Annotated in this window: 14 protein-coding genes and 2 pseudogenes; 10 read left to right on the top strand and 6 right to left on the bottom strand. The window is 74.0% G+C overall.

The genetic code is table 11. The features are described from left to right. Both IF73_RS42405 and IF73_RS0136065 read right to left on the bottom strand, forming a co-directional pair. Nucleotides 1–647 (bottom strand): annotated as a pseudogene (locus IF73_RS42405) (hypothetical protein); the annotation flags it as partial. A gap of 260 nt (nt 648–907) precedes the next feature. Beyond that, the gene (locus tag IF73_RS0136065) at nt 908–1,327 is read right to left on the bottom strand and encodes an ATP-binding protein (RefSeq protein ID WP_031015502.1); all 420 of its coding nucleotides are present in this window, start codon (nt 1,325–1,327) and stop codon (nt 908–910) included. Nucleotides 1,328–1,447: 120 nt separating this feature from the next. On the opposite strand from IF73_RS0136065, the gene IF73_RS0136060 reads away from it, so the two are divergent. From IF73_RS0136060 to IF73_RS0136050, 3 genes are all read left to right on the top strand, one after another. Next, nucleotides 1,448–2,353: a helix-turn-helix domain-containing protein gene (locus tag IF73_RS0136060; RefSeq protein WP_078868440.1), complete on the top strand. Its 906-nt coding sequence runs from the start codon at nt 1,448–1,450 to the stop codon at nt 2,351–2,353. Between the two features lie 163 nt (nt 2,354–2,516). After that, entirely contained in the window at nt 2,517–3,428 is a 912-nt protein-coding gene (locus IF73_RS0136055) for a hypothetical protein (RefSeq protein WP_031015498.1), read from the top strand. Between the two features lie 59 nt (nt 3,429–3,487). Then, nucleotides 3,488–3,874 (top strand): hypothetical protein, encoded by a 387-nt coding sequence (locus IF73_RS0136050; protein ID WP_158822251.1) that lies wholly within the window; start codon nt 3,488–3,490, stop codon nt 3,872–3,874. Between the two features lie 28 nt (nt 3,875–3,902). On the opposite strand, the gene lepB is transcribed toward IF73_RS0136050, so the two are convergent. Continuing rightward, nucleotides 3,903–4,556 carry a signal peptidase I gene (lepB, locus tag IF73_RS0136045; RefSeq protein WP_037881626.1) on the bottom strand — a complete coding sequence of 218 codons (654 nt, stop codon included), beginning with the start codon at nt 4,554–4,556 and terminating at the stop codon, nt 3,903–3,905. 128 nt (nt 4,557–4,684) lie between these two features. After that, nucleotides 4,685–5,641 carry a TetR/AcrR family transcriptional regulator C-terminal domain-containing protein gene (locus tag IF73_RS0136040; RefSeq protein ID WP_031015492.1) on the bottom strand — a complete coding sequence of 319 codons (957 nt, stop codon included), beginning with the start codon at nt 5,639–5,641 and terminating at the stop codon, nt 4,685–4,687. Nucleotides 5,642–5,817: 176 nt separating this feature from the next. Here IF73_RS0136040 and IF73_RS0136035 point away from each other — a divergent pair, with 176 nt between their 5' ends. Beyond that, a complete protein-coding gene (locus IF73_RS0136035) occupies nt 5,818–6,930 on the top strand; it encodes an FAD-dependent monooxygenase (RefSeq protein WP_031015490.1) in 1,113 nt (370 codons plus the stop codon). A gap of 125 nt (nt 6,931–7,055) precedes the next feature. Beyond that, nucleotides 7,056–7,733: pseudogene (locus tag IF73_RS0136030) on the top strand (alpha/beta fold hydrolase); the annotation flags it as partial. Nucleotides 7,734–7,890: 157 nt separating this feature from the next. Here IF73_RS0136030 and IF73_RS0136025 read toward each other — a convergent pair. Further along, nucleotides 7,891–8,322 carry a hypothetical protein gene (locus IF73_RS0136025; protein ID WP_031015486.1) on the bottom strand — a complete coding sequence of 144 codons (432 nt, stop codon included), beginning with the start codon at nt 8,320–8,322 and terminating at the stop codon, nt 7,891–7,893. Between the two features lie 97 nt (nt 8,323–8,419). Here IF73_RS0136025 and IF73_RS0136020 point away from each other — a divergent pair, with 97 nt between their 5' ends. The 5 genes from IF73_RS0136020 to IF73_RS0136000 all read left to right on the top strand — a co-directional run bounded on the left by IF73_RS0136020 (nt 8,420) and on the right by IF73_RS0136000 (nt 11,780). Next, nucleotides 8,420–8,812, top strand: a complete 393-nt coding sequence (locus IF73_RS0136020; RefSeq protein ID WP_031015484.1) for a VOC family protein — start codon at nt 8,420–8,422, stop codon at nt 8,810–8,812. Nucleotides 8,813–8,963: 151 nt separating this feature from the next. After that, a complete protein-coding gene (locus tag IF73_RS0136015) occupies nt 8,964–10,127 on the top strand; it encodes an esterase-like activity of phytase family protein (protein ID WP_234338447.1) in 1,164 nt (387 codons plus the stop codon). 133 nt (nt 10,128–10,260) lie between these two features. Beyond that, complete coding sequence (locus IF73_RS0136010; RefSeq protein WP_031015481.1) at nt 10,261–10,743, top strand: DUF1203 domain-containing protein; 483 nt, start codon at nt 10,261–10,263, stop codon at nt 10,741–10,743. A 262-nt stretch (nt 10,744–11,005) separates the two neighbouring features. Next, entirely contained in the window at nt 11,006–11,350 is a 345-nt protein-coding gene (locus IF73_RS0136005) for an RNHCP domain-containing protein (protein WP_031015478.1), read from the top strand. A gap of 1 nt (nt 11,351) precedes the next feature. Further along, complete coding sequence (locus IF73_RS0136000; protein WP_031015475.1) at nt 11,352–11,780, top strand: RNHCP domain-containing protein; 429 nt, start codon at nt 11,352–11,354, stop codon at nt 11,778–11,780. A 27-nt stretch (nt 11,781–11,807) separates the two neighbouring features. Here the strand turns inward: IF73_RS0136000 and IF73_RS0135995 are convergent, their stop codons facing one another. Then, on the bottom strand, nt 11,808–12,275 hold the full coding sequence (locus IF73_RS0135995; RefSeq protein ID WP_031015473.1) for a VOC family protein: 468 nt from the start codon (nt 12,273–12,275) through the stop codon (nt 11,808–11,810). Nucleotides 12,276–12,301: the final 26 nt, after the last annotated feature.

The raw sequence follows: 12,301 nt of genomic DNA, 5'->3' as shown, positions 1-12,301 counted from the left end.
GGGTAGGGGGATGCGTCGGCGGCGGCATCGGGCGACGGGCCCGGGGCGGGGCGAGGATCGGGGGCGGTACCGGGCGACGGGCAGGGGGCGGTCCGTGGCCCAGGTGCGTTCCCAGGCCCCGACCCTCCAGGCCCCGACCCCGGCCCCGGGTCGGGCTCCGGGTCGTCGTCGGGGTCCGGGTCGGGTTCCCGGGCAGCGTCCGATACGGGGACGGTGGCGCCCGGCGCCGCCATCACCGGGTGCGGCACCTCCGGCGCGGTGGCCGGTGCCGCCACAGGCGGCGGAGGCGTCCTCCGTACGACTCCGAGGTCAGCCCTCGGCCGGTTGTACGAGATCGTGCGCGAGACGATCCGCCCGTTCGGCAGCCGCTCGCGGATCCGCTGGAGGAACCCGAGCGCCTCCAGTTCCCGCATCGCCGCCGAGACCCGGAACTCGCTCTCCGGAAACCTCGCGGCGACGGCCTTGATCCCGACGCTCGCGCCGGGCGGCAGCGACTGGAGGTGGACGGCGAGCCCGATCGCCAGGAGGGAGATTCCGGGACACCGGGGAAGCTCTTTGCTGATGACCAGGAAGTGAGCGGTCAGAGGGACGTTCCGGTGAATGAGCCCGGAGCCGCGCGGGGGCGGGTTAGGCTGCGTGGAAGCCATCGGGAAGTTCGTACCTTCCTCGGTGGTCAGGCCCCTGATCGGGATTGCGAGTCCCGGCCGGGGGCCGACGCATGTCTGGGGTTGTGGCGTGAGCATATGCCAGGCAACCCGCCCGAAATCCAGCCCAGTTCATCCAAGTCACCCGAGCGAGTGACGGGCGCCGAAGGGGAGGTGGGTGGGGGTGGGGTAGGTCTTCTCCTCGTTCTCGTCTTTACGTCGAGGCCCGCCACGTCGCGGCCGTCCGCGTCGCGGTGGAGGCGTCAGCGCAGCGGGAGTTCGGCCCAGACCGTCTTCTGCGGATAGGGTCCCGGCCGCACGCCCCAACTCCGCGACAGCGCCTCGACGATCTGCAGCCCACGCCCGCCCTCGCCGTCCGCCGGGAGCGCCCCGCCGACCGGCATGCGGTCACCGCGCGTGTCCGTCACCTCGATGCGCAGCGCGGCCCCCGTGACGATCGTCCGGACCCGGAAGTCCCGTCCCGGCACGTGCCCGTGCGTCACGGCGTTGCTCGCCAGCTCGGCGACGACCTGCTCCGCCGGCCCCGACATCGCCTCCAGCCCCCAGGAACGCAGCTGCTCACCGACGAGCAACCGGGCCAGCCGCGCGCCTCGGGGCGTGGAGGAGAGCTGAAGGGTGAAGTGGCGTGCAGTCGCCATGAGTTGGCTGGTTTCGGGATTCATGTGACCCAGCGTGACGGCCGGTGCCTAGGCTGCGCAGCGGAAGAGCTCTTGCGTACGGTCACTGTCCAGTGGCCGTCCCGGGCTGTCCCGGCTTGTCCCCAGGGCGGGGCAGAGAGGCGGGTGCGCGTGGACACGACGGTGAACGGAAGCGGGAACGCCGGAACGAGCGAGCGATGGGACGCCGCGAAGCCCGAAGGGCCGACCTGGAATCTGGCTCCCGGTGACGACTCAGGCGAAGCGATCGTGGTCATGGTCGGACGCCAACTCAAGGCGTGGCGTGAGACGAAAGCGATGCGGGCGGCCGAACTGGGGCGGCTGATCGGGTACGGCGAGGACATCGTCCGCAAGATCGAGCGCGGGGCTCGCATTCCGCGTCCCGAGTACCTGGACAAGGCGGACGCGGCCCTGGGGGCGAACGGCCTGATCGCGGCCATGAAACAGGACGTCCTGGCGGTCCGGTACCCGAAGAGGCCGCGGACCCTGTCGAAGCTGGAGGGTCAGGCGGTCGATTTCCGCATGTACACGATTTTCTGCCTGCATGGTCTGCTGCAGACCGAGGAATACGCGCGAGCGCTCATGAGCACCCACCGTCCGCTGTACCGGCAGGAGGAACTGGAGCGGTACGTGGCCATCCGGATCGGGCGGCAACGGGTGCTGCACCGGCTCCCGGCACCGGAGTTCAGCTTCGTGATGGAGGAGTGGGCGCTGCGACGGCAGATCGGCGGGCGCGCGGTCATGGCCCGCCAACTGGAGCACCTGCTGGAGGTCGGGGACATGCCGAACGTCGAGATCCAAGTGATGCCGACGGCGAACGCCCGGCATCCGGGCCTGTCGGGAAGCCTCGCCATCCTGAAGTTCCCCGACGGCTCGGCGGCGGGCCGCTCCGAAGACCTCAACGGCAGCCGTCCGACGACCGACCCCAAGATGCTCCGGCTTCTGGAGCTGCGCCACGGCATCATCCGTGGCCAGGCCCTCACACCGGCGGAGTCCCGCGACTTCATCCAGGAGGTGCTCCAGGAGGGGTGACCCCGCGCGAGCGGACCGCCCCTGTCGCCAGGGCCTCCCGGTCTGCCGAACGGTGCCCCTCTTGGCCGGCTACGGCCGCCTGGGCCGGCTTCGTGGAGTACGGCTCCGCCGAGTAGCGTCTCCGCGCGCGCGGACGGGTGTCCGCGCGGGGGAGGGGGGCGGCATGGTGGGGCTGGAGAAGACGGCGGGGCGGGAGCGGCCGACGTACCGGCGGAGTGGGTGGACCACGTTCACCGGGTGGGGGGCGCTGCTGAGCGCCGCCGCCGCGGTCGGCTGCACCCTGTGGGGCGTCAGCCCGTATCCGCCGCTCGGCGTCGAGACCGGACTGGCCGCGCTGGCCGTGGTCTTCGTCGGCGCCTGGATCGTCGCCTCCCGCCGGGCGCCGGAGCACGTCGGGCTCGCTCCGGCCGGCGGGCGGGGGCTGGTGTGGGTGGTCGCCTGGCTGGTGCCGCTCGCCACGCTGGCCTGCTTCGACCTCGGCTTCATGGTGTCGCCGGAGTACGGGCGGGAGACCGAGCGCCTGGAGGCGGCGGGGTACGGAAGGTACTCCGTCACCATCACCCGGCTCGCGGGCGATCCCGTCCGCGGGGACAACGCCTCCGACGAGCCGGTGTTCTTCCACACGGACCTGGTCCTGCGCCTCCCGTACGACAGCGGTCCGCGCGAGGTGACCGTGCCCGGGATGTACACGCGCTACGACCCGCCCACGGCGGGCGCGCGGATCGACGTGTACTACGCGCCGGGCGACCCGCGACCGGACTCGCCGGTCCTGGAGGACGGCCGCCGGTGGGGCGTGGGGGTGATCGGCACGCGCCTGCTGATCGTCACCCTCATGCCGGTCATCTTCGCGGGGGCCTTCCTGACGGCGGCGCTCCGGCACGAAATGCCGCGCGGTGTACGGCGGTTCAGCCCCGCCGTCCATCTCCCCGCCCTCGGCATCCTCCTCCTCGGCCTGCTGCTCCTGCTGCCGACCGTCCTCGGCTGGGACGTGACGAGCGTCCCGGTCCGCGTGGCGGCGTTCCTGTCGTGCGTGACCCCGGGGGCGGCGCTGGCGTGGGCGTGGCGCTCGGCCTGAGACGCCGGGTCGGTAAAGGGGTGGGCGATGCGGTACGGCCGCGCCTAGGGTGAGCCCCCATGAGACGAGGGTGGGCGTTCGCGCTGGCCGCGGCCGGTGCCGTGATCGTGGCCGGGGGCGGGTTCGTGGCAGGGGACCGGACGGCCGGGCGGGACGACGGTCCGTCCTGTGCGGAGGTGCGGCAGACGGTCGAGGGCCTCTTCGGCGACTGGGCGAAGCTGGGCACCACCGACCAGGTCGGGCCGATGAAGGTCCGGACGGCGGCCGACATCGTGCGGGAGCACGGGGACTGCTACCCCTACGCGACGCGGTCCGCGCTGCGCGCCGCCGTGCAACAGCTCGACGTGGCCGTCGAGTCCAACCCGATGCAGTACGCCGCGGGCCTCGTGGCCTGTCAGGCGGTCGTCGCGGACCCGACCTCCTGCCGGGACCGGCCGGGGTCGTAGCCCTCCGCCCCGCGCCGGAGGCGCGCCGTCAGCGGCCGGGCCCTCCGGTCCGCACGGCGGGCGGCGCGGACCGGGCCCGGCGCCACGCCGCGTAACCCGTGCCGATGCCGCCCAGGATCAGCGCGGCGCCGAGGGCGCCGGCCGTCAGGACCGCCGACGGGAAGCCCTCGCTGACGCGGCCGAGGGCGGCGGCGGTCGGGACGGTGCCGTCCTGCTCGTCGAGGAAGAAGCGGGAGTCGTTCGCGTTGCCCCGGTTGTCGCCCATCAGGAACAGGCGGCCCTCAGGGACCTGTGCCTCGAACGGGTACGGGGTCGGGGGCAGCCGGTCCTGCTTCAGGTAGGGCTCATCGAGGGCCTTGCCGTTCACCGTGACCTGGGTGCCGTCGGAGGCGACGCGATCGCCGCCCTTGCCGATCACCCGCTGGATGACCGGCGCGCCGCCGTAACGGCCGGGGATCCGGAGGAGGAGGACGTCGCCCCGGCGTATGTCGTCCGCGTCGACGTCCGTGACGAGCACCATCGTGCCCCGGGGGTGCGTGGGGTCCATCGAGTCGCCCATGACCGAGACCCCGCGGTGGGCCGTGAAGAAGTACAGGATGCCGCCCAGGACCGAGGCCAGGCCCAGCGGGATCATCACCCACGCCGCGATCCTCAGCCGCCCGCCCGCTCTCTGCTCCCGCATGAACGTTCCTTCCTCCGTTTCGCCGCCCGAGTCCGGGCGGACCCGCCGAGGTTAGGGGGTGCCGGGGCGGTGGCGCACCCGGCTTCCGTGGAGGCCCATCTCACAGGACCGTGCCCGACCCGCGCCCGTCACGCCCGCCGGCCCTCGACGAGCGGCGTGAGGCCGTCGAGCAGGGCGGCGAGGCCGCGCTCGAAGAGGGCGTCGAGGTCCAGGTCGTAGCCGTCCCCGAAGGCGCCCACCACCTTGGCGAAGGTCGGGAACCGGCCGGACTCCGCGAGCGCCTGGAGATCGGAGGCGCGGCTGTCCATCCACTGGTCCTCCGACTGGCCGGTGGCCGCCTCCGCGTGCGCCTCGCGCTCCAGGTGCACCGCCAGGCCCTGGACGTGGCTGTAGATCAGCACGTGGACGTCGAACAGCTCGGTGGGCGCGAGGCCGTGGCCGTCGAGGGCGGCCAGGATCCACTCGCCGTGGACGAGGAGGCGCGGGACGAGCAGCGGGCGGGAGAGGGAGCCGAGCTGCGCCAGCCACGGGTGCTTCCGGTACAGGCGCCACATCGCCCGCGCGCCCAGCTCGACGCGGGCGCGCCAGCCCTCGGGGGCGTCCGCGGGGTACGTCTCCTCGCCGAAGGCGGCGTCGGCCATGTGGAGGACGAGCTCCTCCTTGCTCGGCACGTACCGGTACGTCGACATCGGGGCGACGCCGAGGCGGGCCGCGACGCCGCGCATGGAGAGCGCGGTGAGGCCCTCGGCGTCGGCGATCCCGATGGCGGTGCGGACGATCCGGTCGAGGCTCAGCTCCTGCTCGGGCTCCTTGGAGGGGGCGGGCGCCGCAGGCGCGGCGGCGGGGGCCGCGCCGGCCACGACGGTGCCGATCCGGGGGCGGGCCTCCACCAGGCCGTCCAGACGGAGGGTGGTCAGCGCCTTGGTGGCCGTGGCCAGGGCCACGCCCCACTCCTCGGCGATCCGCCGGGTCGAGGGGATCCGGTCCCCGGGGGCGAGTTCCCCGTCCGCGATGCGCCGCCGGATCTCGGCGACGATCCGCAGATAGGGAGGGCCGTCCGGCGTCCCGCGTGTGAGCTGCGTCACATCATCCGCCTCTCTCGTCTGTACTAGGGCAGAGGGTAGCAGCGGCGATGGCCTGAGGCGGCGTTCTGACCTAGTACAGGGCGCCTGTTGGGCCTGTTGAACGGCCTGCGCGTACGGCGTACGTTCAGACGCGTACACCGTACGAACCGCTGAAGCAGAGACAGAAGGAGCTCCCCATGAACAAGACCGTGCTCATCTCCGGTGGCGGCATCGCGGGCCCCGTCCTCGCCCACTGGCTGCGCCGCCGCGGCTTCGAGCCCACCGTCGTCGAGCGCGCCTCCGCCCCGCGCCCCGGCGGCCAGGCCGTCGACGTCCGCGGCGTCGCGCTCGACGTCATGGAGCGGACGGGCCTGCTGGACCGGGCACGCGGGCTGCGGACCCGGATGCGCGGCATGTCGGTCCTCGACCCGCAGGGGAACGAGGTCCACCGCTCCACCGAGTCGACCTTCAGCAGCGGCCGGCTCGACAGCGACGACATCGAGGTGCTGCGCGAGGACCTGGTGCGGATGGCGTACGAACACACCCGCGCCGACGTCGAGTACCTCTTCGGCGACAGCCTCACCGGCCTCGACGAGGACGAGACCGGCGTCCGCGCCGACTTCGCGCACGGCCCGTCCCGCCGCTTCGACCTCGTGGTCGGGGCCGACGGCCTCCACTCCACCGTGCGCCGCCTTGCCTTCGGCCTGGAGGAGCGCTTCTCCCACCACCTGGGCAGCTACCTCTCGGTGTTCGGCACGGAGAACTTCCTCGCCCTGGAGGACTGGCAGATGTGGCTCCAGGACGACGGCGTGGGCTTCGGCATCATGCCCGTACGCGACAACACCGAGCTGCGGGTCGCCTTCGGCTTCGAGTCCGGGCCGCTCGCCCCCGAGCTCCGCACCGCGGACGCCCTCCGGCGTACCGTCGTGGAGAAGCTGGCCACCGTGGGCTGGGAGGGCGCGCGGCTCGCCGAGGCCGCCCGCACCGCCCCCGACTTCTACTGCGACGCCATGGCCCAGGTCCGCATGGACCGGTGGTCGCGCGGGCGCGTCACCCTGCTCGGGGACGCCGGCTACTGCCCCTCCCCGCTCTCCGGGCAGGGCACCAGCCTGGCCCTGGTCGGCGCCTACGTCCTGGCCGACTGCCTCGCGCAGGACGGCGGCGACCACGGCACCGCCTTCGCCCGCTACGAGCGGCGGATGCGGCCCTTCGTCGACGCCAACCAGGCGCTGGCCACCGAGAACCCCGGCGGCCCCGCCTCCGAGGAGTCCGTCGAGCACGCCAAGAACGCGATCGCGCTGGACGCCTGAACGCCTGGACGCTGCTCCCCGACCCCCGTTGTCAGAGCCGTCCGCTAGCGTGCGTCGGCCCGGCCCGGCCCGGCCCGGCCCGGCCCGGCCCGGTTCCGGCTCCGACACCCCACGGGAGAAGCATCATGGACATCCTGCTCATCGGCGGTCTCTGGCTCGACGGATCCGCCTGGGACGACGTCGTGCCGGAACTCACCGCCCTCGGCCACCGCCCCGTGCCCGTCTCCCTCCCCGGACAGGGCGACGGCGACGCCTCCGCGACGCTCGCGGACCAGCGGGCCGCCGTGCTCGCGGCCGTCGACTCCGAGGCCGGAAAGCCCCTGGTGGTGGGGCACTCCGCGGCGTCGAGCCTGGCCTGGCTGGCCGCCGACGCCCGGCCGGGACGCGTGGCCGGAGTCGCGCTGGTCGGCGGCTTCCCCGCCCCCGACGGCCGGGCCTACGCCGACTTCTTCCCGGCCGTGGACGGCGTCGTGCCCTTCCCGGGCTGGGCCCCCTTCGAGGGCCCCGACGCCGCCGACCTGGACGCCGCCGCCAGGGAGCGCTTCGAGGCCGCCGCCGTCCCCGTCCCCGAGGGGGTCGCGAAGGGGATCGTCCGGCTGACCGACGAGCGCCGCTTCGACGTCCCCGTCACGGTCGTCTGCCCCGAGTTCACCCCCGCCCAGGCCGAGAAGTGGATCGCCGCCGGCGAGAGCCCCGAACTCGCCCGCGCCCGCCACCTCACGTACCGGGACATCGACTCGGGCCACTGGCCGATGACCACCCGCCCCCGCGCCCTCGCCCGCCTCCTCGCCGAGGTCGCGGACTCCCGGTCCGAGGACTCCGGGCCCGAGGACTCCCAGGCTGCGGACTCCGCGACCCACGACTCCCGGACCCACGACTCCCGGACCCACGACTCCCAGGCCGCGGACTCCCGGACCCGCGACTCCCGGACCGACGACAAGTCCTAGGCCCGGACCCCCGTCAGTCCGCCGTCACGCCCCAGTAGCCGATCTCCGCCGGTGCGCCGTCCTCGTACAGGACCGTGCACCGGCCGAGGCCGCGGCGGGGGAAGAGGTCGTCCAGGTAGGAGTCGGCGCGGAGGGCCGCCTGCCACTCCGCGCGCGTGGGCCGGCCGTGCGGGCACCAGACGCGGACCTCCTCCTCCGTCAGGGGGCGCATGTACGGGCCGTCCTCCGGCTCCGTGGGGTCCACCGTGCGGATCTGGTCCAGGACGGTGGCCGTGCCGCCGGTGAAGATGAACTCGGCCCAGTCCTCGCTCCGCCACAGCTCCTCGATCGTGCGGCCCGGGAAACCCCGGTCGTCCGAGGCCAGTTCGGCCTCCTGGGCCCGCCGGAAGGCGACCGCCACGTCACTCTCGTACGGCCCCGTCTGCCACCAGCTGTCGCCGCCCATCGCCCCGCCCCTTCCTCGCTGTTCCGATCACGTCGCAGCCTAGGACCGGGGTCTGACAACGCCCTTGTCGGCCGGGCCCGTTCCGTACCCTGTCCGCATGGCATGCCGCATCAGTGAGCTGGTCCTCGAATGCGCCGACCCCGAGCGCCTCGCCGCGTTCTGGAGCGACGTCCTCGGCTACGTCGAACTCGACCGGGAGGAGGACGGCAGCATCGAGATCGGGCCGCCCGACACCGGCTTCGGCGGCCCGCAGCCCACACTCGTCCTCAGCCCCAACGACGAGCCCCGGAAGGGCAGTCGGCGGCTGCACATCGACGTCAGCGCGACCGACCGCGACCAGGACGCCGAACTGGAACGGCTGCTCGCGCTCGGCGCCGTGCCGGCGGACGTCGGCCAGACCGGCGAGGAGGAGTGGCACGTCCTGGCCGACCCGGAGGGCAACGAGTTCTGCCTGCTCCGCCGCCGCATCGCCCCCGTCGGCGGCGCGTAGGACCGCGCGTCCGGCCGGACGGCCGTCCGGCCGTCCGGCCGTCCGGACGACCGGACGCCGGAGGGATCGTCCGACGATCGGCCGGGGCGTCCGGAGGACCACTCTCCTGGGTGACTGTGGGGCCGGTGGTTGCCGCGCCATGATCATTTGCATGACTGCCTCCCTGATCCGCCGGGCCTGCGCCGCGGCCCTGCTCCTGACGTCCACGCTCGCCCCCGCCGTGGCCGCAGCGCCCCAACCGGGCGCCCCCGGCGCGGAGTCGAAGCGCGCGGTGCAGGCCCGCCTGCTCGGCGAGAAGATCGTCCCGCACAAGCTCGACTTCCGCGGCACCACGGTCGGCGGCCTCTCCGGCATCGACCGCGACCGGTGCACCGGCGAGTACGTCTTCATCAGCGACGACCGCTCCTTCCTCCAGCCCGCCCGCTTCTACACCGCGAAGCTCGACGTCGACGCCGCCGGCGTGCACTCCGTCGACTTCACCGGGACCCGCCCCTTCCTCCAGCCGGACGGCTCCGTCTACCCGTCGCCCGCGCTCGGCGACGGCAAGGCCGTCGACCCGGAGGAGATCCGCGTCGACCCGGTCAAGTGCCGCTACTGGTGGGGCCAGGAGGGCGACCGGCCCGCCGTCGAGGGCCAGCCGGTGATCCAGCCGTCCATCGAGATCTCCGACCCCGACGGCACCCACCACGGCAGCCTGCGGCTGCCGGAGAACCACACGATCACCGCCGACCGCGGCCCGCGCCGCAACCAGGCCGTCGAGGCGCTCACCTTCGGCGCCCGCGGCAAGGTCGTGACCAGCGCCGTCGAGGGCCCGCTGGTCCAGGACGGCCCGGTGCCGGACACCACGCGCGGCGCGCTCGTCCGCGTCACGCAGCAGAGCCGCGCGGGCCGGGTGCTCGGCCAGTTCGCGTACCCGATCGAGAAGATCTTCGCCGAGTCCGACCCGACCAGCCCGTGGGGCCCCGACACCGGCGTCCCCTCGATCCTCGCGTTCCCGGACGACCCCGAGCGCTACCTCGTCCTCGAACGCACCTGGGTCGCCGGCTCCGGGTACAAGATCCGCCTCTTCGACGCCACCACCCGCGGCGCCACCGACGTGCGGGCCGTGGACTCCCTGGTCGGCAAGGACGTCGTCCCCATGCGGAAGCGGCTCGTCGCCGACTTCCACACCCTCGGCCTCTCCGCCGTCGACAACACCGAGGGCATGACCTGGGGCCCGACCCTCCCCTCCGGAGAGCGCACCCTGATCCTGGTCAGCGACGACAACTTCGCCTCGGACGCCGTCACCCAGATCGTGGCCCTCGCCCTCCGCTGAACCCGAGGCCCGGAGCACGGCGGCGGACCCTCCGGCGGGCCGCCGCCGCAGCCCGGCCGAGGGCCCCGGGCGACCCGAGCGTGAGGTCCGGATTCCGCCAGCCCCGGACGGGGGACCGGTCGAGGCTGGGGGCATGAGGAACTTCACGCCGCGGGCCGTCGAGCCCGCCGCACTCGCCGCCCTCCGGACCGTCGACGACGCCGGACGGACCTGTGCCCCGTACGTCGCGCCCGAGGGCGGTGAGCCCCTGCGGTGCTGTCTGCGCCTGGCGCGGGCCGGGGAGCGGATCGCGCTCGTCTCGTACGCGCCGCTGCGGCGGTGGGCGGCCGCCACGGGCGCCGAGCCGGGGGCGTACGACGAGGTCGGGCCCGTCTTCGTGCACGCCGAGGAGTGCACGGGGCCCGAGCCGGCCGAGGCGTACCCCTTCGAGCGGCCGGGGGCGCTGCGTACCGTCCGCCGCTACGGCGCCGACGGGCGCATCGTCGGCGGCCGGCTCGTGGAACTCCCGGGCCTCGACGAGGCGTTCGCCGAAGCCTTCGCGGACCCGGAGGTCGCGCTCGTGCACGTACGGGCCGTCGAGTACGGGTGCTTCCACTTCGAGGTGCGGCGGCCGTAGCGGAGACCCGGGGATATTTGGTGGCGGCGGGCGGGACGCGGTGCCTACCGTGGGAAGGACTTCGATCCGTCCGCCGCCGGACGGGACTTCGGTCCGTCCGGCGTACGTCCCGGGCCCCCGGCCCGCAGAGAGGGTGCTGTATGACCCGGCCCGCGCCGAGCGCGCCTCACTCCAAGGCCCCTTCCGCCTAGGCGGTCTCCTTCGCGAGGCCCGCTCGGCCGACTCCTGCTGTCAGTGACCTTCCTCAGCAAGGAGCCTCCGGGTGACCATCACCATCGACACCTTCACCTGCGTGTGGTGCGGACTCGCTGTCCACGCCCACGCCGCCGGCGGGCAGCGGCGCAACCACTGCCCGTCCTGCCTGCACTCCCGGCACGTCCACGACCACGTCGCCGGCGGCGGCAGCGACTGCCGGGCGCGGATGACGCCGATCTCCATCGCCGTGCTGCGCACCGGGGACTGGATGATCGTGCACCGGTGCGTCCGCTGCGACGAGCTGACCTCCAGCCCCGTCGCCGACGACGACAACCGGCTCATCCTGATGCGGATGGCGGTACGGCCGCTGGCCCAGCCGCCGTTCCCGCTCGAAGCGTTCGGGGACCTCTGACGTGGCCCGCCGTACGCGCACCGACGACCGGCGCCGCGCCCAGCGGCCCAAGGACGTGCTGCACGGGCAGCGGAGCGGCCACCGGGAGCGGGACTTCCGGTGCGTCGGCTGCCGGCTCGTCGTCCCGCCGGCCGCACCGGGCACGGCCCACCGCAACCACTGCCCGACCTGTCTGGCCAGTCTGCACGTCGACGGCCGGATCCCCGGTGACCGGGCGTCCGACTGCCGGGGCCGGATGGCGCCGATCGGCGTCTCCGTCCGGCCCGACGGGGAGTGGCTCCTCGTCCACGAGTGCCGGTCCTGCGGCGAGCTCAGCGCCAACCGGATCGCCGGCGACGACAACGCCCTCGCCCTGATGCGGATCGCCCTGCGCCCGCTGCGGGCCCCGGGGGTGCCGGACGTGGCCCAGGGCGCGCTCCTGGCCCTGTGAGCCGCCGGCCGGCCCCGGGGGTGCGGGTCACTGCACGCAGAACTCGTTCCCCTCGGGGTCGGTCATCACCACCCACGCACCGCCCTGCTCCTCCACCCGCCGCAGCACCGCCGCGCCCAGCCCCTCAAGCCGCTTCACCTCGGTGTCCCGGGTGCCGGGCGGGGCGTGGACGTCGAGGTGCAGCCGGTTCTTCACGGTCTTCGCCTCGGGCACCCGCTGGAAGAGGATCCGCCGGCCGAGCCCGGCCCCGTTCTCCTCCGACACCGGGTCCTCGGGGTGCCGCACGGCGGCGAGGTCATGCCACCCGAGCCGCTCCTCCGGCTCCCCGGCGTGCACGGTGACGGTCACGGCCTCCGGTACGGCCCCGGCGCCGAGCAACCGCCCGACGAGCCCGCTGTGATCCTCCTCCTCGTACCGGAGGGCGGCCGCCCAGAACGCGGCCTGGGCGTGCGGATCGGCGCAGTCGACGACGAGTTTCCAGTGCAGTGGCTCCATCCCACCGACCCTCCCCCACCCACCCC

It is taken from the genome of Streptomyces sp. NRRL F-5727, assembly GCF_000719555.1.
GTDB lineage: Bacteria > Actinomycetota > Actinomycetes > Streptomycetales > Streptomycetaceae > Streptomyces.
This window is presented reverse-complemented; position numbering and strand designations above follow the sequence as displayed.